Source organism: Nonomuraea sp. NPDC050643, assembly GCF_040654715.1.
Lineage (GTDB): Bacteria > Actinomycetota > Actinomycetes > Streptosporangiales > Streptosporangiaceae > Nonomuraea.
Window position 1 is genome coordinate 1 of the sequence record NZ_JBFAIM010000064.1, and the last position, 21,213, is coordinate 21,213.

A 21,213-nucleotide genomic window follows, 5' to 3' on the forward strand; every position below is an offset into this window, starting at 1 on the left:
GCTGTATGTGATCTGGCACTGCTGGCAGGACGGCCTCGCCTACGACCCGGCCAAACACGGAGCCCTCCAGGCCCTCCTCAAACAAGATCAACCGGTGGTGGCTTGACACAGGGCTACTCATCCGGCCAGCGGGTCGGCCACGGTGACGCGACCGGCCACGATGTCGTCGCGGACCTGCTTGACCTTGGCGACCACGTCGGGGCTGCCGGCGACGGCGCAGCCGGACGAGGCGAGGTCGTCGCCGAGCGCGTTGACGCCGACACCGCCCTCCTTCAGCCCGTACACCTTGACACCACCCGCCTTGCCGGCCGCGATGTCCTTGATGGCGGCGCTCTCGGCCACGTCGACGTGCTTGAGCACGTTGTCGATGACGTTGCCGGGGCTCTGGCCGCACTGGTTGACGTCCACGCCGAACGACTTGGCCTGCGCGGCGGCCACGGCCTCGAAGACGCCCTGGTTGCCGGCGGACGCGGCGGCGGCCACGATGTCGGCACCCTGGCCGGTGAGCGTCTGGGCCTGCGACTTGGCCCGCGCCGGGTCGCTGAACGGGTTGTTGCCGCCGACGTAGAGCGGCGTGCCGGTGGCCTCGGGCTTGACGGACTTGGCCCCGGCGAAGAACGGGTCGATCCAGCGGTGCACGAACGGCGAGTCGATCGCGGCCACGACGCCGAGCCTGCCGCTCTCGCTCAGCAGCCCGGCCTCGATGCCCGCCAGGTACGCGGCCTCGTGCTCCTTGAAGGACACGCAGGTCAGGTTGGCCGCCTGCTCCTTGGCGCAGGAGTCGACCTGGAGGAACTGCTGGCCCGGATTCTGCTTGGGGACGGTGGCGAACAGGTCGTCGAAGGAGAAGCTGACCCCGACGACCACGGTGGGCTTCGCCCTGACGGCGGCGTCGAGGTTCTGGGCGATGCTGGTCGGGTCCTTGCTCTCGTACAGCTTGAACGAGGCGCCGATCTCCTTGGCCGCCGCTTCCGCGCCCTTGACGCTGAGCTGGAGGAAGCTGTTGGTCCCCACGGGGTTGGGCGTGATGAGGATGACGGACTTGCCGGTGGGGGTGGAGGCGGCCGGCCGGCCGGCACCGCCGCACGCGGTGAGCATGAGGGCGGCGGTGGCCAGGACGACCACAGGAGAGATGGTGCGCATGCGAGCGAGAATAACATGCATATTAGGTAGGAAAAGTCGTATTTGGCCGGCCGCAAAGGTTTGGGCGTTCGTTGCCGCGGCTTTTCACGCCGCTCTCGTCGGCGGGAAATAACTTGCTCGTCGAGTGAGCGAGGAGTGCGGCGCCGGCCGTACGGAACCGATGGGGGTGGGGGCGGTGCCGATCTCGGACTACGGGGTCCTCAAGGGCACGGTGGTGGACTGCCGGACGGAGACGACGGACACCCCGCACTATCAGATCCATCTCGACGCGGCGGGCGTCCAGTTCCGCTGCGCGGTGAACATCCGATCGCAGCAGTCACCGCCCGACCTGCTGTTCCTGGCCGTCGACGGCCTGCGGCACCCGGTCGTCGCGCTGGTCGCCGGCCTGCCCGACGGGTTCACCGCTCTCGAGAGCCGTCCCGGCGGGATGGCCCTCGACTACATCCGCGCCAATCTGTTCGACCGCGATGCCATGCGTCCCGCCCCGACCACGCTGCCCGGTCCCGACAACGACCTGGGCGAGTTCCTCGACCACTACGTGAAGCAGGCCCGGTCGGATCCGGACGCGCGGCTGTACGTCTTCGGGCAGCGGTGGGGTCCGGAGTCGAAGCGCGACAAGATCTTCGGCTTCACGCCGGGCAACGGCATCCACGACGTCCACATGAACCAGGGCAACAGCGGCCGCTTCGCCGCCGACAACGGTGTGTGGCAGGACGGGGCGCTGCTCGCGTACCTGCCCGCCTCCGACCTGTGGGTGGGGGTGTTCCTGGCGTTCGGTTCGCAGTCCTGGCACACCGACGACGTCACCGGTCACCCGCTGGAGGCGGAGCTCGTTCCCACGGAGCTCGAGGGAGCGGTGCGCATCGTCGCCGCGCTGGTCAACCCGGCCGGGCCCGCGCCGGAGCGGGAGAGCGTCACCCTGCTGAACGCCTCGCCCGAGGAGATCGACCTCGGTGGCTGGGCGATCGCCGACCGGCAGAAGAACCGTCACCCGCTCACCGGGACGATCCCGGCCGGCGCCACCCGTCTCGTCGAGATCGGCCCGCCCTTGGTGCTCGGCAATGACGGCGGCATCATCACCGTGCTCGACCAGGACGGGATCAAGATCCACGGCGTCGCCTACACCGGCGCGCAGGCCGCCCGCGAGGGCTGGTCCCTCACGTTCTGACGCCGCCGGGCGACGGTGATGATGACGCGCTGGTAGTGCTTCAGCGCAGGGGTTCCGTCGTCCTTGACCTCGAGGATGAGATGGACGGTGGTCCCGGGCGCGGCGTCGGCGGGGACGGTGACGGAGACGGCGGACGTATCCGCGCCTTTCAGCGCGAGCGTTCCTTCGTAGGTGCCGGCGTCGGTGTACTGCCACCACCTGTACGACAGCCGGTCGCCGTCGGGGTCCGTGCCCTTGCCCAGCAGGGTGAGGGTGGCGCCCGGCCGGGCGGTCAGGTCCAGGCCGGGCCGTACGGAGGCCTGCGGATTGTGGTTGGCCCCGGCGTAGGAGGAGGTCACCCCCCAGTCGGCGCGGGCGGCGAAGTCGTTCTGGAGGTCCTCGACCCAGCGCGTCTGGGGGTAGTTCCGGTCGGCCGGGTCGGCGGTATGGGGTTGGCGTCGGTGGTGTCGAGCCACCCGGAGGCGGTGGGGGCGAAGCAGCCACCCCAGCCACCATAGGTCGGGTCTTCTGATGACCGAAGGCCGTTGAAGTCCAGCAGGTGCATGAACGCGGGGGAGTCCCCCTCGGAGATGAAGTCGTGGACGTCGTAGCCGAGGTTCTGGTTGGCCTGGCTGGCTTCGGGCCGCCAGCGGTTGTTCTGGTCGTCACCCGGCGTCGGATTGCCGTCGCGATACGTGCGGTACCGCGTCAGCAGCTCCCCGTGGCCGCTCAGGAAGTCGCCCTCCATGTACGGCGCGCGCAACGTGTACTGGAAGGGCTCCGGCACGGTGGGCTTCCACCGGTAGGCGAAGCTCCAGAACTGCGACTGGTTGTCGATGATCTTCACGTTCGGCCAGGTGGGCCGGATGTAGCCGGCGAGGGTGGCGTCCTGGTTGAGGATGTTGTAGATCACCAGCTTGTCGCTCACCTTGCGCTGGATCGCCGGCCATCGGCGGGTGCCCTCGTACTGCTCCTGGATCGACTTGAGCGCCCGGGCGACCGTGTTGAGCCCGCCCCACGTCTGCGCGTAGACGGGGCCGGGTTTGTCGTCGAGGATCACCTTCCTGATCCATTCGGAGCCCTCGGTGACCTTGGTCATCTCGCTGACGTCCTCGATGTTGCCGATCTTGTAGAGGGCGCGGAGCTCGGTGGGCGCCGGGTAGCCGGGGGCGTGCCTCCTCAGGTTGGGGTAGAGCTCGGCGTACAGGTCGATGTAGTGGTCGACCCACTCGGTGCCGGTCCAGCGGAACGGGGGGACGCTCGCGCCGTCGCCCGCCCAGTGGAAGCGGGAGCTGGAGTAGACGATGCCGGCGATGTCGAACTCGTTGGCGTAGTACAGGAAGCGGATGAACGAGTCCATGTCGTCGACCTCGCCGTCCTGCGTCACGATGACACGCGGCTTGGCGCCGTGCGCCGGCGTCGCCGGCGCGGTGGTGGGGGAGCCGGGGCTGGCGTGCGAGGTGCCGGTGAGCGCGGTCGCGGCAAGGGCGGCCATGACGGCGATCGACAGGCGACGCGTACGAGCACGTCGGGGGGTGGGCATGCTTCTCCTTCGCATGGGTGTGCCCGGTCAGGAGACGGGTTCGTCCTCGTGGAAGATGACGATCCGCGCCGTGTGCCGGTCGTCCTCGATCGGTTCGCCCGGTGACCGGCGGCCGGTGGCGAGGACGTCGCCGGTGCGGGGGTCGACGACCCGGTAGGCGAGGGGCAGCCCGTCCTCGCGCACCGGCCGGAGCGGGCCGCCCCTCTCCTGGTAGACGATGTGCAGCCGGCCGGGTACGCGCAGGGTGCGCGGGCTGATGAAGGTCTGCCAGTCGGGTTCCATGTCGGTGGTGGGCAGGCCGTCGAGGATCCGGCCGAGGAGCCCGACGTAGGTGGACCCCTCGAAGCCGAGGGAGTCGCGCCAGCCGCCGGCGGGGGCCAGGAAGTACGGCGCCTGGCCGGGTTCGTCCTCGTGCAACCGCCACTGCCAGATGTTGGCGGCGCCGTAGACGACGCCCATGGTGCCTCCGGCGCACAGGTTGCTCCACGCCTCATGGCCCTGCCACCAGCCGGCGGCGTTGGCGGCCGAGCGGGTCTGCTCGTAGGTCGGTTCGCCGTTGGCGACCGCCTTGACGGGCGTGTTGCGCCACATGTCGGCGACGCGTTCGGGGACGTGCTCGCCGGTGTGGCCGGTCTGGCACCACTGGAAGTCGAGCCAGCCGGCGTCCTGCCAGGCGCGGTTGTCGCCGTGGGGGCGGTAGTGGATGCCGGTGGGCTGGGCGTAGCAGTCCCAGGCGTGCACCTCGGCGCCGCCGGCCGGGATCTGTGGTTCACGGCCGGAGCCGTCCGCGCCCACCAGGTAGACGGCGGGGCGGGCGCCGTAGCGGGCGACCAGGTAGCGGCAGTAGCGGGCGTACTCGCCGGGCGGCACGACGGTGCCGGCCACGTCGAGCCCCTTCCAGCCGAACCCCTGGAACACCGGCTGCAGCACGGGGACGATCTCGTGCTCGGCCAGGATGTCCAGCAGCCGGTCCAGGTACTGGAAGTAGGCGGGGTCGAGGTGGTTGATGTGGCCGGTGGGCAGGTCCTCGAACGCGACGCCGAACCCCTCGTCGGCCTGGCGGTCACGGGGCCCGACGGCGCGCATGTCGGGCTGCACGGACATGAGCAGCACGGCGTTGAAGCCCTTGGCGTGCCGGTCGGCCGCGTAGAGGCGTGCCTGCTCCTCGGTGGCCCGCCAGGGCAGGGCCCAGGCGGTGTCGGCGACGAGGATCGCGGGGGTGCCGTCGGCGTGGACGAGGCTGCGCCCGCCCGGCGACATCGTCCAGAAGCCGTGGCGCTGGAAGCGGTTCGCCGCCGCGCCGCCGGGCTCGACCTCGACGACCCCGCTCACCCCGCGCAGGCCGGGGTCGTCGAGGGAGGCCGCGGACGTCCACTGCCAGCGTCCGTGCGGCAGCGGCGAGCTGAAGCGCACACGCCAGGTACGGCCGCCGTCATAGAACGCCGGCCGCCGCAGCGTGAGCCCGCTGTCATGGGTGAAGTCGGCCCACACGTCGACCGCGGTGTAGGCGTCGGCGAGGTCGGCCGAGGAGCTGAGCACGATCTCCGTCTCCCGCCAGGCGCCGCCGACGCGCGTCACCTCCCCCATCAGCCGTCCACCTGGGCGCTCAGCAGTGCCTTGCGGGCGATGCGCTGGGCGGCCAGGGCGTCCTGGCGGGACTGGGCGTCGGCCAGGGCGTCGACGTCCAGGAGCTGCAGCGCCCGCCAGATGGTCCGCATCACCTCGATGCCGGCGCGCGCGGCCTCGACGGAGTCCTCGCGGAAGGGGAACTGGTCGAGCTGCCAGACGCCCTGCCAGTTCGCCTGGCGCAGGGTGTGGAAGAACTCGAACGTCTCCACCAGGTGGATGGAGCCGACCACCATGTCGTCGTCCCAGCCGCGGTAGTTGTCGTTGACGTCGATGGCGTACAGACGGTCGTGCTCGAGGATGAGCTGGGCGGCGTCGGCGGGCGATTCCAGGCCGTAGAGGGAGTGGCCGAAGTCGAGCAGGATGCCGACGTTGGGCACGTCCATCTTCTCGATGGCCAGCAGGGTGCGGGCGGCGGAGGAGAAGGTCATCCGGTTGCGCGGCTCGCGGGGCTTGTACTCGATGGCGAAGCGCAGGTCCGGGTGGCGCTGGGCGAGCTCGCGGACGGCGTCGACGGACATCTGCCACAGGGCCTTGTAGTCGGCCTGGAAGGGGTAGTCCCAGCCGTCCTGGCCGGGCCAGAGCTTGACGTAGTCGCAGCCGAGCCGGCGGGCCAGGTCGGCGGACTCGCTGACCAGCTCGATGGCCTCCCGGCGGATCGAGGGGTCGGGGTTGGTGAAGCCGCCGCGGCTGAACCTCCTGGTGTAGATCTCCGGGGTCAGGGCGATGGCGCGCAGCCCGTTGGCCTTCAGCCGCTCCTCCAGCAGGTCCACGTCGAGGTCGGCGGGGTTGAACGGGTAGTTGATGTCGACGACGGACAGGCTGCCGACCTGGCCGGCGCGGTCGATGGCCTCCAGGGTGGAGACGGGCGGGCCGTAGCCGTCGGTGGCGTAGCGGTCGCGGAACTGGCCGAAGTGCCACAGGCCGGCGCCGAAGAGCGGTTCTGCTGCCATGTGAGTGGGTCTCCTATCCCTTGACGGCGCCGGCGAGGGCGCCCTGCGTGAAGAAGCGCTGGAACATCAGGTAGACGATGAGGACCGGCAGGATGGACATGATGATGAAGGCGTTGAGCTGGCCGTAGTTGGAGGCGAACTGCGACTGGAAGGCCTGCAGCGCCAGGGGCACCGTACGCACCTCCTGGTCCTGCAGCAGCACCAGGGCCATCCCGTACTCGTTCCAGGTGGCGACGAAGTCGAGGATGAACAGCGCGGCCAGCGCCGGTTTGGCCAGCGGCAGGCACACGCTCAGGAACAGCCGCCAGTTGCCGGACCCGTCGATGCGGGCGGCCTCGTCGAGCTCACGCGGCAGCGAGCGGAAGAACCCGTACAGGAAGAACACCTGGTACGGGATGCCGAACGCCAGATACGGCAGGATGATGCCGTTGACGGAGTTCAGCAGCCCCATGCTGGACAGCGTGGTGAACATCGGCGCGAGGGCCACCTGCACCGGGACCATCGCGCCCAGGGCGATCACGATGAGCAGGGCCCGGTGCCGCTTGAAGCGCAGCCGGGCGATCGCGAACGCGGCGGCGGCCGACACCAGCAGCCCGAGCGGCACCTTGATGAGCGCGATGTAGGCGCTGTTGGCGGCGACGCCCCACAGGTCGCCGCGTTCGGCGGCGTTGAGGTAGTTGTCCCAGCGCCACACCTCCGGCAGCGACCAGATGGAGCCGCGGCCGATCTCGGCGGTGGACTTCAACGAGGTCAGCACCATGAAGGCGAACGGCGCCAGCCAGATCAGCGCGGTGACGACCAGGGCGATCCACAGCCCGATGAGCGGGAAGTTCGCGCGGCGGACGGCGTTCATCGCTCGTCCTCCTTCAGGGTCCACATCAGGTACGGCAGCACGAGCGCCAACGTGATCAGGAGCAGCACGACGGCCAGGGCGTTGCCGCCGCCGAAGTTGTGGTTGATGAACGACTGGCTGTAGGACCACAGGGCCAGCACCTGGCTCGACTGGGCGGGGCCGCCGTTGGTCATGCCGACGATCAGGTCGAACACCTTCAGCGAGCTGATCACGGTCAGCACCAGGACGACGGTGAAGGTCGGCCGCAGCGCCGGCAGGGTGACGTTGCGGAAGCTCTGCCAGGCCGAGGCGCCGTCGAGCTTGGCCGCCTCGACCAGGTCGGCCGGCACCGTCTGCAGCCCGGCCAGGAACAGCACCATGGAGAAGCCGGTGGTCTGCCAGACGAAGGCGACGAACACCGAATAGAGCGCGATCCGCGGCTCGCCGAGCCAGTCCTGGATCCACGACGACAGCCCGAGCGCGTTCAGGGTGCCGTTGACCAGGCCGGAGTTCGGGTTGTACAGCCAGGTCCACATGGTCGCCACGGCGATGGAGGCCAGCACGGCGGGGATGTAGAACGCCGAGCGCAGCAGGTTGCGTCCCAGCAGCCTGCGGTTCAGGGCCAGGGCGAGCAGCAGGGCCAGCACGGTGGGCACGATGAGCGAGAGCACCACCCAGATGACGCTGTTGCGCAGCGCGGTGTGGAAGACGGTGTCGTTGGTCAGGATGTCACGGTAGTTGTCAAGTCCCGCCCACACCGGCGGCACGGTCGGGAAGCCGTTCCACCGCATGAAGCTCAAATAGACGGCCGAGACGATCGGGAACAGCAGGAAGATCCCGTACAGCGCCAGGGCGGGGGCCAGGAACGGCAGCGCGCCCAGGACCGGCATCCTCCGCCGTCCCTGCCGGGCGCGGTGGTGGGTTCGCGCGGGGGGCGGGGCGGTCGACACGGTGGTCATGGCCGCTCAGTCCTTGTGGGTGTCGATGAACCGCTGCAGCAGCGCGCCCGCCTCCTTGGGGGCGATGGAGCCGCTGGTGACGCCGTTCTGGATGCGCCAGTACTCGGTCGTCACGTCCGTCGGGAAGTTCTGGTCGTTGTTGAGGAAGAAGCCCTTGGCCTTGCCCGACAATCCGGCGATCTCGGCGTTGATCGGCTGGAGGGCGTTGGCGGACCTGGTCTCCTTGTTGACCGGGACGGAGGAGAAGACGCCCAGGTACTTGCCCTCGACGGCGGCGGAGGTGAAGTAGTCGAGGAACGTGGCGGCGGCGTCGGGATGCTTGCTGGTCTTGGTGATGTACATGCCCTCGGAGAAGCCGTAGAGCCGGCCGGTGCCGGTGGGCATCGGGAAGACGCCGACGTTGTTCTGATCGTCTCCGGCGTCGAGGTTCTGCTGGGTGAACCAGTCGCCCTCGATCTGCATGGCCGACCTGCCGGAGTTGAACAGGGCGGCCGCCTCGGTCGCCGGCAGGCCGGCGAAGCCCTTGTTGAAGTAGTCGGCGGACCACTGCTTGAGCTGTTCGAAGGACTTGTCGACGCACGGCTGGCCGGCCCAGCTCGTCGCGCGGGTGTTCAGCTCGTCGCCGAGTTCGGCGCCGCAGTTGGTCTCGATGAAGGTGTCCAGCAGGCGCATGACGTGCCAGTTGTCCTTGCCGCCGGTGGACAGCGGGGTGAGCCCGGCGTCCTTGAGCTTCCGCGCCGCCGCGGCCCACTCCTCGTACGTGGTGGGCGGCCCGTCGACGCCCGCCTTGGCGAACTGGTCCTTGTGGTAATAGACGACCTCGGTCCGCTGCGTCCAGGGGACCCCGTGGTGGCCGCCGTACTGCGTGTAGGCCGCCAGCGTGGAGGTGTTGAACCGGTCGGCCCACTTGTACCGCTGGTAGTACGTGGCCAGGTCGAGGCTGACCCCCGCCTTGACCAGCTCCCCGCCGAGCCCCGGGCCCGCCCAGTTGTAGTAGATGTCGGGCCCCGACGTGCTGCCGGCCGTGGTCCGCAGCGCGTCCTTGTGCGCGTCCACGGCCCGGAACTGCAGGTCCACCGTGATGCCAGGGTTCTGCTTCTCGAAGTCGGCGATGATCGACTTGAGCGCCGAGGTCGCCGTGTCGGAGTTCTGCGTGACCATCCACCAGCTCAGTTCGACCGGCCCCCCGCTGGTCTGGGCGGTGTCTTCGACGCGGCCGGTGCAGGCCGCCAGGAGCAGTGCCGCGGCTGCCAGCGCCGCGGCTTTGGTCGGAGTTCTCATGTACCTCTCCAGACGGGGCAGGGGGAGATTGAATTTCTATTCAACAGTGCCTGGCTATTCAGGCGGAATGTAACGTCGCCGACATGGGGCCGTCAAGAAGGCGTCACACGGGTGATCTCCGGCGCCTCATTGACACGACCCGGAGGTGAGCCTTAGCGTCAAAATATGCCTAGTCATTGTGGAATAGATATTCAAAGTGCTGGTGGGCGCCCCGCTGCGGCGGAGCGGTGATGTCCGTGCTGCCCTTCGATCCGGCACGGTCGGCCGCCTACCGCGAGGCGGCCGGACGCGTACGCGCGGCCGACGAGGCCGCCGCCGCGGCGGAGCTGGACCTGCTGGCCGCCGAGGTGCGCCGGAGCATCGTCCGGACGATCGACCGGGCCCGCATGGGGCACATCGGCGGCGACCTGTCGGTGACCGACATCCTGGTCGCCTGCTTCTACGGCGTGCTGTCGGTCGACCCCGAACGGCCGCGCTGGGCCGGCCGCGACCGGTTCGTGCTGAGCAAGGGCCATTGCGCGGCCGCCCTGTACTCGACCTTGGCCCACTGCGGATTCTTCGCGACGGCGGAGCTGGACACCTTCATGGCGCCCCTGTCCGCGCTGAACGGCCATCCCAACCGCATCAAGGTCCCCGGCGTCGAGACCAACACCGGCGCGCTCGGGCACGGCCTGCCGGTGGCCGCCGGCTGCGCCCTGGCGGCCAAGATCGACGGCGCGAGCTGGCGTACCTTCGTCGTCCTGGGGGACGGGGAACTGCAGGAAGGCAGCAACTGGGAGGCCGCCATGGCGGCCTCCCACCACGGCCTGTCGTCGCTGACGGCGATCATCGATCGCAACCGCCTGCAACAGGGCGCCAGGACCGAGGAGACCAACGCCCTGGGCGCCCTCGACGACAAGTGGCGCAGCTTCGGCTGGGAGGTGCGCGAGGTCGACGGGCACGACCACCTCGCGCTGATGCGGGCGATGAGCGGCTCGCACACCGGCCGGCCGGTCGTCGTCATCGCCAACACGATCAAGGGGAAGGGCGTGTCGTTCATGGAGGACAGGGTGGAGTGGCACCACAAGGTGCCCAGCCCCGACCAGGTCGAGGCGGCGCTGGCGGAGCTGGCGCGATGACGGTCACCGAGCAGCAGGCCGTCTTCGACTGCCGCCAGGACTTCGCCGACGAGCTCCTCACCCTGGCCGGGCGGGACGAGCGGGTCGTGGCCGTGTGCAACGACTCCGTCGGCTCCAGCAACCTGGTCGGCTTTCGCGAGCGCTTTCCCGACCGGCTGATCAACGTCGGCATCGCCGAGCAGGACCTCGTCGGCGTGGCCGCCGGTCTGGCGAACGCGGGCAAGATCCCGTTCGTGTGCGCGGCGGCCCCGTTCCTGACCGGCCGCGCCCTGGAGCAGATCAAGGCCGACGTCGCCTACAGCGAGGCGCACGTGGTGCTCTGCGGCCAGAGCCCCGGCATGGCCTACGGCGAGCTGGGGCCGACCCACCACTCCATCGAGGACCTGTCCTGGATGCGCGCGGTCGCCAACCTCGACGTGCTCGTCCCGGCCGATCCGGTGCAGACCCGCGCCGCCGTCCGCTGGGCGGCCGCCTCCGGCAGGCCCTCCTACCTGCGCATCCCGCGTTTCAAGGTGCCCGTCGTCACCCCCGAGGACGCGCCCTTCGAGCCGCGCCGGGCGGTGCTGCTGAAGGACGGCGCCGACGTCACGGTGATCGCGATCGGCTCGCTGACCTCCCGCGCCCTGGAGGCGGCGGCCCGGCTCGGCGGCGAGGGCGTCTCCGTACGCGTGCTCAACATGCCCTTCCTCGACCCCATGGACGAGGAGGCCGTCATCGCCGCCGCCCGCGAGACCGGCCGGATCGTCACCGCCGAGGAGGCCACCATCAGCGGCGGGCTCGGAGCGGCGGTCGCCGCCGCCGTCGTCACCCACCACCCCGTCCCGATGCGGATCCTCGGCGTGCCCCGCGTGTTCGCCCCCACCGGCGACACCGCCTTCCTGCTCGACCACTTCGGACTGTCGGCGGACGGCATCGTCGCCGCCGTCCGGGACCTGATACGCCATGGCTAGCCCGCTCGTCCTCGCCGTCGACCAGGGCACCAGCTCCACCAAGGCGCTGCTCGTCGACGCCGGTGGGCGGGTCGTCTCACGCGCCGTCGTCCCGGTCGCCGAGAGCCAGCCGCGCCCCGGCTGGGTGGAGCAGTCGGCCGAGGAGCTGTGGCAGAGCGTGCGCCGCGCGGTCGCCGAATGCGTCGATCCCGGGCAGGCCCGCCACGTCGTGGGCGTGGGCTTCAGCACCCAGCGCGAGTCGCTGGTGCTGTGGGAGCGCCGCACCGGCGAGCCCGCCGGGCCGCTGCTGAGCTGGCAGGACCAGCGCACCGCCGCCCAGTGCCACGAGCTGGCCGCCACCGGGGCGGGCGAGTTGGTGCGCTCGGTGAGCGGCATGCCGCTCGACCCCATGTTCTCCGCGCTCAAGGCCCGCTGGCTGCTCGACGCCCACGATCCGGACCGGCGCCGCGGCCGGTCGGGGGAGCTGTGCCTGGGGACCGTCGACTCCTGGCTGCTCAGCCGCTTCGGCGGCGAGCACGTCACCGAGGTCGGCAACGCCTCCCGCACCCAGTTGCTCGACGTCGGCGCCCAGGACTGGGACCAGCGGCTGCTCGACCTGTTCCGGGTGCCGCGCGAGCTCCTGCCGCGGGTGGTCGCCTCCTCCGGCGGCTTCCCCGGCGTCCGGGACCTGGCGCCGCTGCCCGACGGCGTACCGGTGCTGGCCGTCATGGGCGACTCGCACGCCGCCATGTTCGCCCACGCCGGCTGGCGGCCCGGCGTGGTGAAGGCCACCTACGGCACCGGCTCGTCGGTGATGGCGATCGGCGACCCCGGCGACGCGCCCGGACTGTGCCGCAGCGTCGCCTGGGACCTCGGCGACGGGCCCGCCCTCGCCGTCGAGGGCAACATCCGCGCCACCGGCCGCACCGTGAGCTGGCTGGCCGAGCTGTTCGACGTCCCCGCCGACGTGCTGCTGGCCGAGGCCGCCGACCCGGGCGACGTGCACTTCGTGCCCGCCTTCGGCGGCCTCGGCGCCCCCTGGTGGGACCCGGACGCCAGCCCGGTCATCACCGGGCTGACGCTCGGCACCCGCCGGGCCCAGCTCGCCGCCGCCGCCCTGGAGGCGGTCGCCTTCCAGGTCGAGGACGTGGTGGCCGCCGTCGATCAGGCGGCCGGCCAGGTCCGCGTGCTCATGGCCGACGGCGGCCTGACCCGCAGCGCCCCCTTGATGCGGCTCCAGGCCGACCTCAGCGGCCGTACCGTCGCCCGGTCCGGCGAGCACGACCTGTCCGCGCTCGGCGTGGCCGACGCCGCCGGTCTCGCCGCCGAACTCTGGACCCTCGATCACCTGGAGACGCGACCCCGGCCCGCCGACATGTTCGAGCCGCACATCGACGAGGCCGAGCGCGCGGCCAGGAAGGCCGCCTGGCACGCGGCCGTCCGCCGCGCCCGGCCTCCGCAGGAAGGGAGCAGCACATGACCCCAACGGCGCCGGCCTCCCGCCGGCGCGTCCCGGCCCGCTGGATCGCCGCCGCGGCCATCGCCCTGCTGATCGTGCTCATGGCGGTCAGCACCGAATACCGGACGGCGGAGACGGCCGCGGCGGCGGCGCCGAAGAGGTTCGACCCGGCCGCGTTCGGCGCCCAGAACTACCAGGCCAAGGTCGTGCCCGCCATCCAGGCCGCCGCCGTCGACCTGCCCGTCCTGCTCAAGGCCCTGGCCGGCGACAAGGACGCCGCCGGCCAGAAGTACGGCAAGCGCCAGGGCACCGGCCCCTACACCTTCGCCGTCAAGGGCACGGGCACGGCCGGGAAGGCGCGCTCGGCCCTGCTGCCCGTCACCGTCGAGGGCCTGCCGGACGGCACCAGGGTGTCGCTGCAGATCGGCCCGGCCATCAACGGCACCGCGCTGCGCGACGCCGCCGGGTTCATCACGTTCGGCCAGTTCACCAACCAGGTCGAGTATGCCGACGCGGCCACCGCCCTCAACAACGAGATGCGCGGCAGGCTCCTGGGCGGCCTCGACGCGGCGGCGCTGGACGGCAAGGAGATCACCTTCACCGGCGCGTTCACGCTGCTCACCCCGCAGACCGTGACGATCACCCCGGTGGCGATCTCATGACCGCGCCCACCGCCGGCCCGGTGCTGCGGGCCTGCGAGGTCACCAAGGTCTACGGCGGCACGCACGCGCTGAAAGGCGTCGACTTCCCCGTCACCCCGGGCCGCGTGACCGCGCTGTTCGGCGAGAACGGCGCCGGCAAGTCCACGCTGATGAAGATCCTGGCCGGGATCGAGCAGCCCACCACCGGCCACGTCGAGCTGGACGGGCGGCCGGTGCGGCTGCAGTCCTCCCGGCACGCCGCCGACCAGGGCATCGCCATCATCCACCAGGAGCTGAGCCTGTGCCCGAACCTCAGCGTCCAGGACAACCTGTTCCTGGCCCGCGAGGTCCGCACCGGGTTCGGCGCGGTCGACCGCAAGGCGCAGCGAAGGGCCACGCAGGCGGTGCTCGACCGGCTGGAGGAGCACGCCGACCCGGACGGGCTGGTCGGCGACCTGCGGCTGGGCCAGCAGCAGGTCGTGGAGATCGCCCGCGCGCTGCTCCAGGAGGCTCGCGTCCTGATCATGGACGAGCCGACCTCCGCGCTGACCGCGCCCGAGGTCGAGGTGTTGTTCCGGGTGATCAGGGAGCTGACCGCCGCCGGCGTGGCCGTCGTCTACATCTCCCACCACCTGGACGAGGCCCTCGACATCGCCGACGACGTCGTGGTGCTGCGCGACGGCCTGCTCGTGGCCACCGCGCGGGCCGGCGAGGTGGACATCCGCTGGATCGTCGAGCAGATGGTCGGCCGCGACCAGGACACCCTCTTCCCGGACCGCGAACCCGTGCTCGGTGAGGAGGCGCTGACCGTGCGCGACCTCACCGTGGCGGATCCGGCCGTCCCCGACCGGCTCGCCGTGGACGGCCTGTCGCTCACCGTGCGCGCGGGCGAGATCGTCGGCGTCTACGGCCTCATGGGCGCCGGCCGCACCGAGCTGCTGGAGGCGCTCGCGGGCCGGCTGCGACCGGTCTCCGGCCGGGTCCTGCTGGCCGGGACGCCCCTGGACGGGCCCGGCATCCGCGAGCGCATCGAGCGCGGCGTGGTGCTGGTGCCCGAGGACCGCCAGCGTGACGGCCTCGTCCAGACCATGTCGGTGGGGCAGAACCTGTCCCTGGCCGCGCTCGGCACGTTCGTTCGCGGCCTGTTCGTCTCACAGCCGCGCGAGCACGCCGCCGTCGCCCGCGCCATCACCGACGTCACCGTCAAGACCAGCGGCGCCACGGCGGCCATCGGCTCGCTCAGCGGCGGCAACCAGCAGAAGGTGGTCATCGGCAAGGCGCTGCTGACCGGGCCGCGCGTGCTGCTGCTGGACGAGCCGTCCCGCGGCGTCGACGTGGGCGCCAAGGCCGACATCTTCGAGCTGATGGCGGCCCAGGCCCGGCACGGGCTGGCCGTCCTGTTCACCACGTCCGACGCCGAAGAGGCCCTGCACATCCCCGACCGGCTGCTCGTGCTCGCCCGCGGCGCCCTCGTCGGCGAGTTTCGGCGCGGCGAGCTCACCCGGGAGGAACTGATGCGCGTGTCCGACGGCGGAATCCAGGCCGGATTTCCGGCCGGTCATCAGGACGGTGCGGGATGACGGCCACGGCCACCACCGCGCCCCCGGAGCAGGCCGCGGCCCGCGCCCGCCGCCTGTCGCTGCTGAACGTCGCCTTCGAGCTGCGCGCCTTCATCGCCCTCGCCGTGCTCATCGTGATCTTCGGCGTGCTGTCCGACTCGTTCCTGACCGTCCCGAACCTGATCACGATGACCAAGCACGTCGCGATCAACGCCGTGATCGCGCTCGGCATGCTGCTGGTCATCCTCAAGGGCGGCATCGACCTGTCGGTCGGCTCCATCGTGGGCCTGTCCGGCGTGGTCGCCGGCGAGCTGCTGGGCGGCCTGCACGTCGGCGGCGTGATCGCCTACCCGCCGGTGTGGGTGGTGATCGTGCTGTGCGTGACGGTCGGGATGGCCGTCGGAGGGGTCAACGGGCTGCTGGTCACGCGCTTCAACGTGGCGCCGTTCATCGCCACGCTCGGCATGCTGTACGTCGCCAGAGGCGCGGCCATGCTGATCTCGGACGGCGCCACCTACCCCAACCTGGGCGGCAACCCCTCCCTCGGCAACACCGGCTTCGGCCTGCTCGGCAGCGGCCGGCCGCTCGGCCTGCCCACGTCCATCTGGATCATGATCGTGCTCGCGGCGGTGGTCGTGCTGCTGCTGGCCAAGTCCCCGTTCGGCCGCTGGCTGTACGCCACCGGCGGCAACGAGCGGGCCGCCGACCTGTCCGGGGTGCCGATCCGGCGGGTCAAGACCCTCGTGTACGTGATCTCCGGCGCCTGCGCCGCGGTCGCCGGGCTCATCATCGCCTCGGAGCTCACCTCGGCCGCGCCGCAGGCGGGGGAGACCTACGAGCTGAACGCCATCGCCGCGGTCGTCATCGGCGGTGCCGCGCTGAGCGGGGGACGCGGAACCGTGCGCGGGACCCTGGTCGGCGCCTTCGTCATCGGCTTCCTCGCCGACGGCCTGGTGATCCTGGGCGTGTCGACGTTCTGGCAGATCCTCATCAAGGGCGCGGTGATCATCCTCGCCGTCATGCTGGACCAGGGCCAGCAGCGATTCAAACGGCGGGGAGCCGCCGCGGCGGCGGTCGCCGCCAGCAAAGAGCACCACTGAACCGCAAGGAGACCCGCATGCCCCCCTACCGTCGCCTGCTCACCTTGGCCCTCTCCCTCGTCATCGGCTCGGCCGCGCTGACCGCGTGCGGCGGCGGCGACCAGCCCGCGGCGAGCGCGCCGGCCGGCACCGCCGGCGCGGCCGGCGGCCTGATCGCGATCATCACGCCCTCGCACGACAACCCGTTCTTCAAGGCCGAGGCCGACGCCGCGAAGGCCAAGGCCGAATCCCTCGGCTACCAGACGTCCGTGGCCTCCCACGACGACGACCCCAACAAGCAGAGCGAGCTGATCGACGCGGCCATCTCCCGCCAGGCCAAGGCGATCATCCTGGACAACGCCGGCGCCGACGCCTCCATCGGCCCGGTGCGCAAGGCCGCCGAGGGCGGTGTGCCCGTCTTCCTCATCGACCGGGAGATCAACGCCACCGGCATCGCCAAGGCCCAGATCGTCTCCAACAACTCCCAGGGCGCCCAGCTCGTCGCGCAGTCGTTCACGGAGGCCATGAAGACCAAGGGCAACTACGTCGAGCTGGTCGGCAAGGAGTCCGACACCAACGCCAGCGTCCGCTCCAAGGGCTTCGCCGACGTGATCTCCCAGTATCCCGACATGAAGGCGGTCGCCAAGGAGAGCGCCAACTGGGACCAGCAGGAGGCGTTCACCAAGATGGAGACCATCATCCAGAAGAGCCGTGACATCCAGGGCGTCATCGCCGGCAACGACACCATGGCCCTCGGCGCGGTCGCGGCGCTGAAGGCGGCCGGGCTCCTCGACAAGGTCACGGTCGTCGGCTTCGACGGCAGCCCCGACGCCATCGCCGCCATCAAGGCCGGCGAGATGCACGCCACCGCCCTGCAGCCCGCCGCGCTCGGCGCCACCAGCGCCGTGGAGCAGGCCGACCAGTTCATCAAGACCGGCAAGACCGGCAAGGAGGAGAAGCAGTCCATCGACTGCGAGCTGGTCACCGCCGACAACGCCGACGAGTTCGGCGTGTTCGCCCGGAAATAGCCGTGCCGGAGGTCCTGGCCCAGGCGCGGCGCGCAATAAGCTGAATCGAACCTTCATGCGTGAATAGAAAATCAGCAGCAGCGTCAGCGTCGGCGTCGAGAGAAAGGTGGTGCGCGGTGGCCTCGAATCTAGGAGGGAGGCGCGATACGACCAAGGACCATCTGCGGCTCCTGGCCAGGGTGGCCCGCATGTACCACGAGCAGGACCTGCGGCAGCCCGAGATCGCCGCGGCGCTCAACATCTCCCAGCCCCGCGTGTCCCGCCTGCTCAAGGAGGCGGTCACGCGCGGCATGGTGCGCACGGTCGTCACCCTGCCGGACGGCGTGCACACCGAGCTGGAGGAGGAGCTGCAGCGCCGCTACGGGCTGCGCGACGCCGTGGTCGTGGACGTCGAGGAGTTCCAGGACGACGTCATCCCGCCGCTCGCCTCGGCCGCGGCCAGCTACCTCAGCGTCACCTTCACCGGCGGCGACGTGATCGGCATCTCCTCCTGGAGCGAGACGCTGCTGGCCACGGTCGAACGCATGCCGCAGAAGAACGCCCAGGTCGCCGACCGCGTCATCCAGCTCGTCGGCGGCATCGGCAGCCCCGAGGCCCAGGTGCACGCCACCCGCCTGGTGGCCCGCCTGGCCAACCTCACCTACGCCAAGCCGGTCTTCGTGCCGCTTCCCGGCGTGGTCGCGACCACGACCATCCGGGACGCGCTGCTGCAGGACCCCAGCGTGATCGACGTACGCGCCCAGTGGAACGATCTCACCGTCGTACTGGTCGGCATCGGCAGCCTGGAGCCGTCGCCGTTGCTGCTCAGCAGCGGGAACGCGGTCGGCCAGGCCGACCAGGAGGAGTTGCGGGCCCTCGGCGCGGTCGGCGACGTGTGCCTGCACTTCTTCGACGCCTCGGGCAAACCCATCGACTCGGGCTTCGACCAGCGGGTCATCGGCATCGACGCGCCCACTTTCCGCGCCGTGCCGCGCCGGGTGGGAGTGGCGGGCGGCATGCGCAAGGCGTCGGCCGTCAAGGCGGCCATCGAGGGCGGCTGGATCAACATCCTCGTCACGGACCTGCGAGTGGCTCGTCACCTCTGCGCGGGGTGAGCGACGATAGGGTGAATGGACAACGGATATCGAATAGCTATCCAACGAAGGGCGGTGCCGCGGGTGGCCGGCTTGGGTCTTGAGAGCGAGGTGTCCACCGGGCACCTGCGGTTCCTGGTCAGAGTCGCCCGCATGTACCACGAGCAGGGCATCCGCCAGCCGGCCATCGCCGCGGAGCTGAACATCTCCCAGCCCCGCGTCTCCCGCCTGCTGCGCGAGGCGGTCAGGCGCGGCATCGTACGGACCGTGGTGGTGCTGCCCACGAGCGTGCACACCGAGCTGGAGGACCGGCTCCGGCACCGCTACGGGCTGCGCGACGTCGTGGTGGTGGACACCCCGGAGTCCACCCTCGACGTGCTCCCGGCGCTCGCCTCAGCCGCCGTCGACTACTTCGACGCCACCTTCGCGGGCGGCGACGTGATCGGCATCTCCTCCTGGAGTGAGACGCTGCTGGCCACGGTCGAACGCATGCCGCAGAAGAACGCCCAGGTCGCCGACCGCGTCATCCAGCTCGTCGGCGGCGTGGGCAGTCCCGACGCCCAGGTGCACGCCACCCGGCTGGTCGGCCGGCTGGCCGACCTGACCCGCGCCCGCCCGATCTTCGTCCCTTCGCCGGGCGTGGTCGGCAACGCCCTGATCCGCGACGCGCTGCTCCAGGACAGCGCGATCCGCGACGTCATGGCACAGTGGCGGGACCTGACCGTCGTGCTGGTCGGCATCGGCAGCCTGGAGCCGTCGCCGTTGCTGCTCAGCAGCGGGAACGCGGTCGGCCAGGCCGACCAGGAGGAGCTGCGGGCCCTCGGCGCGGTCGGCGACGTGTGCCTGCACTTCTTCGACGCCTCCGGACGGCCCGTCGACTCGGGCTTCGGCCAGCGGGTCGTCGGCATCGAGGCCGACGCCTTCCGGGCCGTCGGGCGCCGGGTCGGGGTGGCGGGCGGCATGCGCAAGCTGTCGGCCATCAGGGCGGCCGTCGAGGGCGGCTGGATCAACATCCTCATCACGGACCTGCAGGTCGCCCAGCACCTGGACGGGTGAGGCCCGGGGCGCAGCGGAAGAGGTCGAGCACGGTGATGCCGCCGGGCGCGACCGGTGACCGGGGCGGCAGCCCGGGTGTGCGGTGCACCTCCTCGCCGTCCAGGGCCACGCGGCCCGCGCGGGGCGTGAGCAGCCGGGACAGGGAGCGTACGGATCCCCCCGGGCATGGAAGGATCTCTCCCTTCCCGGCCTTTGGATTGGTTAGGCTCACCTTATATTGGGGTGGTGAACCCTCCTGAGATCCGTACGGTGAGCACCGAGGCCGAGCTCCGCGAGATCGTGAAAGAGCCGCCGCAGACCATCTGGGACAAGGACATCGCACGGATCGACGAGCACGCGCGCACGATCATCGCCCACTCGCCGTTCGTCCTGCTGGCGACCTCGAACTCCGACGGGATCTGCGACGTCTCGCCCCGGGGGGACCCCGCCGGCTCGGTGCTGGTCCTCGACGACCACCGGCTGGTCCTCGCCGACCGCCCCGGCAACCAGCGGCTCGACAGCTTCCGCAACGTGCTGGACAACCCGCACGTCGGGATGCTGTTCATCGTGCCGGGGATGAACGAGACGCTGCGGGTGAACGGGCGCGCGACGCTCGTGTCGGACGCGCCGTTCTTCGACGACCTCATGGTCCAGGGCAAACGTCCACGGCTGGCGGTGCTCGTGGAGGTCGAGGAGCTGTACATGCACTGCGCGAAGGCGTTCCTGCGCTCGTCGCTGTGGAAGCCGGAGACCTGGCCGGACCGCAAGAGCCTGCCGACGCTCGGACGCATCGCCAAGGACCAGATGGGCCTCAAGGGGGTGCCCGCGAAGGTGATCGACGCCGGGCTCGCCCTCGACGCCAAGATGAACCAGTACTAGCCGTACCGACGACCACGGAGGTCACGTGGCGGCTTCGCCCATGCCTCGCAGGACGGACAGGGAGTTCGCCGTGCCGGACGACATCTACCGTTACAACGAGGAACGCTGGGAAGCCCTTGTCGAGGCGGACGCGTTGTTCACCCGTCCCATGCTCGACCTGGACGAGGAGAAGGCCCGGGCCTATCTGGGGCTGGAGAGGCTGGGTCTTCCCGGTGACCTGGCCGGCCGGAAGGTGCTCTGCCTGGCGGGAGGCGGCGGGCAGCAGTCCGCGGCCTTCGCTCTGCTCGGGGCCGACGTGACGGTTCTCGACATCTCGTCCGGGCAGTTGAAGCGTGACCGCTCGGCCGCCGAGCACTACGGCGTCGGCATCCGCACCGTCCAAGGAGACATGCGCGACCTGTCGGCCCTCGACGACTCCTCGTTCGACCTGGTCTGGCATCCGTACTCGCTGACGTTCGTCCCGGACTCCCGGATCGTTTTCCGTGAGGTCGCGAGAGTCGTCGGCAGAGGCGGCCACTACTACCTGATGTGCGCCAACCCGTTCTTCTCCGGGCTCACGCACGACTCGTGGAACGGGGAGGGCTACACGCTCAAGCAGCCCTACACCGACGAAGCCGCGACCTCCTATCCCGACCAGGACTGGGTCTACGACCGGGAGCCGTCCGGCCGGCTGATCAGCGAGCCCAGGGAGTACCGGCAGACGCTGGGCCGGATTGTCAGCAGCCTGACCGGGGAGGGGTTCGTGCTGCGGCTTCTCGTCGAGGTCCGAAGTGATCGCCCTGGCCTGACGCCGGGGAGTTGGGAGCACTTCACGGCGGTGGCCCCGCCGTGGCTGGAATTCGTCTGGCACTATCGCCCCGACCTCCTCGGCAGGTGAGGAAACCGGGCCGGGCATTGCCGGCTCGGTTTCGCCTCGCGGATTGTCGTGA

20 protein-coding genes and 1 pseudogene are annotated in these 21,213 nt (G+C 70.7%); 12 read left to right on the top strand and 9 right to left on the bottom strand.

Translation table 11 applies throughout. The features are described from left to right. Positions 1-117: 117 nt before the first annotated feature. Positions 118-1,143, bottom strand: coding sequence for a BMP family ABC transporter substrate-binding protein (locus AB0I15_RS51315; protein WP_358113926.1), 1,026 nt, complete (start codon positions 1,141-1,143; stop codon positions 118-120). Between the two features lie 175 nt (positions 1,144-1,318). On the opposite strand from AB0I15_RS51315, the gene AB0I15_RS51320 reads away from it, so the two are divergent. After that, positions 1,319-2,311, top strand: a complete 993-nt coding sequence (locus AB0I15_RS51320) for a DUF2278 family protein (protein WP_358113928.1) — start codon at positions 1,319-1,321, stop codon at positions 2,309-2,311. On the opposite strand, the gene AB0I15_RS51325 is transcribed toward AB0I15_RS51320, so the two are convergent. Genes AB0I15_RS51325 through AB0I15_RS51355 form a run of 7 tightly spaced genes read right to left on the bottom strand, consistent with a single transcriptional unit; the run spans position 2,263 to position 9,484 of the window. Further along, positions 2,263-2,649, bottom strand: coding sequence for a hypothetical protein (locus tag AB0I15_RS51325; RefSeq protein WP_358113930.1), 387 nt, complete (start codon positions 2,647-2,649; stop codon positions 2,263-2,265). The genes AB0I15_RS51320 and AB0I15_RS51325 overlap by 49 nt on opposite strands. Then, a complete protein-coding gene (locus AB0I15_RS51330) occupies positions 2,646-3,833 on the bottom strand; it encodes a DUF1593 domain-containing protein (RefSeq protein WP_358113932.1) in 1,188 nt (395 codons plus the stop codon). Before AB0I15_RS51330 ends, AB0I15_RS51325 begins: the two co-directional genes overlap by 4 nt. Positions 3,834-3,860: 27 nt before the next feature. Next, positions 3,861-5,420 carry a DUF4038 domain-containing protein gene (locus AB0I15_RS51335; RefSeq protein ID WP_358113934.1) on the bottom strand — a complete coding sequence of 520 codons (1,560 nt, stop codon included), beginning with the start codon at positions 5,418-5,420 and terminating at the stop codon, positions 3,861-3,863. Continuing rightward, on the bottom strand, positions 5,420-6,412 hold the full coding sequence (locus tag AB0I15_RS51340; protein WP_358113936.1) for a sugar phosphate isomerase/epimerase family protein: 993 nt from the start codon (positions 6,410-6,412) through the stop codon (positions 5,420-5,422). The genes AB0I15_RS51335 and AB0I15_RS51340 overlap by 1 nt, the downstream gene beginning before the upstream one ends. A gap of 13 nt (positions 6,413-6,425) precedes the next feature. Next, positions 6,426-7,265, bottom strand: coding sequence for a carbohydrate ABC transporter permease (locus AB0I15_RS51345; protein WP_358113938.1), 840 nt, complete (start codon positions 7,263-7,265; stop codon positions 6,426-6,428). Then, on the bottom strand, positions 7,262-8,203 hold the full coding sequence (locus tag AB0I15_RS51350) for a sugar ABC transporter permease (protein ID WP_358113940.1): 942 nt from the start codon (positions 8,201-8,203) through the stop codon (positions 7,262-7,264). Before AB0I15_RS51350 ends, AB0I15_RS51345 begins: the two co-directional genes overlap by 4 nt. Positions 8,204-8,209: 6 nt before the next feature. Continuing rightward, positions 8,210-9,484 (bottom strand): extracellular solute-binding protein, encoded by a 1,275-nt coding sequence (locus AB0I15_RS51355; RefSeq protein WP_358113942.1) that lies wholly within the window; start codon positions 9,482-9,484, stop codon positions 8,210-8,212. A 230-nt stretch (positions 9,485-9,714) separates the two neighbouring features. Here AB0I15_RS51355 and AB0I15_RS51360 point away from each other — a divergent pair, with 230 nt between their 5' ends. The 9 genes from AB0I15_RS51360 (at position 9,715) to AB0I15_RS51400 (ending at position 19,426) form a co-directional block, all read left to right on the top strand. Beyond that, complete coding sequence (locus AB0I15_RS51360; protein ID WP_358113944.1) at positions 9,715-10,602, top strand: transketolase; 888 nt, start codon at positions 9,715-9,717, stop codon at positions 10,600-10,602. Continuing rightward, positions 10,599-11,552 (top strand): transketolase C-terminal domain-containing protein, encoded by a 954-nt coding sequence (locus AB0I15_RS51365; RefSeq protein WP_358113946.1) that lies wholly within the window; start codon positions 10,599-10,601, stop codon positions 11,550-11,552. Before AB0I15_RS51360 ends, AB0I15_RS51365 begins: the two co-directional genes overlap by 4 nt. Then, complete coding sequence (locus AB0I15_RS51370; protein ID WP_358113948.1) at positions 11,545-13,011, top strand: FGGY family carbohydrate kinase; 1,467 nt, start codon at positions 11,545-11,547, stop codon at positions 13,009-13,011. Before AB0I15_RS51365 ends, AB0I15_RS51370 begins: the two co-directional genes overlap by 8 nt. After that, a complete protein-coding gene (locus AB0I15_RS51375) occupies positions 13,008-13,652 on the top strand; it encodes a DUF2291 domain-containing protein (RefSeq protein WP_358113950.1) in 645 nt (214 codons plus the stop codon). The genes AB0I15_RS51370 and AB0I15_RS51375 overlap by 4 nt, the downstream gene beginning before the upstream one ends. Beyond that, positions 13,649-15,211 carry a sugar ABC transporter ATP-binding protein gene (locus AB0I15_RS51380; RefSeq protein ID WP_358113952.1) on the top strand — a complete coding sequence of 521 codons (1,563 nt, stop codon included), beginning with the start codon at positions 13,649-13,651 and terminating at the stop codon, positions 15,209-15,211. Before AB0I15_RS51375 ends, AB0I15_RS51380 begins: the two co-directional genes overlap by 4 nt. After that, complete coding sequence (locus AB0I15_RS51385; protein ID WP_358113954.1) at positions 15,208-16,290, top strand: ABC transporter permease; 1,083 nt, start codon at positions 15,208-15,210, stop codon at positions 16,288-16,290. The genes AB0I15_RS51380 and AB0I15_RS51385 overlap by 4 nt, the downstream gene beginning before the upstream one ends. A 17-nt stretch (positions 16,291-16,307) precedes the next feature. Next, complete coding sequence (locus tag AB0I15_RS51390) at positions 16,308-17,297, top strand: D-ribose ABC transporter substrate-binding protein (protein WP_358113956.1); 990 nt, start codon at positions 16,308-16,310, stop codon at positions 17,295-17,297. A 116-nt stretch (positions 17,298-17,413) separates the two neighbouring features. Further along, positions 17,414-18,391 carry a sugar-binding transcriptional regulator gene (locus tag AB0I15_RS51395; protein WP_358113958.1) on the top strand — a complete coding sequence of 326 codons (978 nt, stop codon included), beginning with the start codon at positions 17,414-17,416 and terminating at the stop codon, positions 18,389-18,391. Positions 18,392-18,463: 72 nt separating this feature from the next. Continuing rightward, positions 18,464-19,426: a sugar-binding transcriptional regulator gene (locus AB0I15_RS51400; RefSeq protein WP_358113960.1), complete on the top strand. Its 963-nt coding sequence runs from the start codon at positions 18,464-18,466 to the stop codon at positions 19,424-19,426. Positions 19,427-19,445: 19 nt separating this feature from the next. On the opposite strand, the pseudogene AB0I15_RS51405 reads toward AB0I15_RS51400, so the two are convergent. Further along, positions 19,446-19,574, bottom strand: a pseudogene (locus AB0I15_RS51405) (ABC transporter ATP-binding protein); the annotation flags it as partial. Positions 19,575-19,651: 77 nt separating this feature from the next. On the opposite strand from AB0I15_RS51405, the gene AB0I15_RS51410 reads away from it, so the two are divergent. Together AB0I15_RS51410 and AB0I15_RS51415 are read left to right on the top strand one after the other, a co-directional pair. After that, entirely contained in the window at positions 19,652-20,284 is a 633-nt protein-coding gene (locus tag AB0I15_RS51410; RefSeq protein ID WP_358113962.1) for a pyridoxamine 5'-phosphate oxidase family protein, read from the top strand. A 40-nt stretch (positions 20,285-20,324) separates the two neighbouring features. Continuing rightward, positions 20,325-21,161: a class I SAM-dependent methyltransferase gene (locus tag AB0I15_RS51415; protein ID WP_358113964.1), complete on the top strand. Its 837-nt coding sequence runs from the start codon at positions 20,325-20,327 to the stop codon at positions 21,159-21,161. Positions 21,162-21,213: the final 52 nt, after the last annotated feature.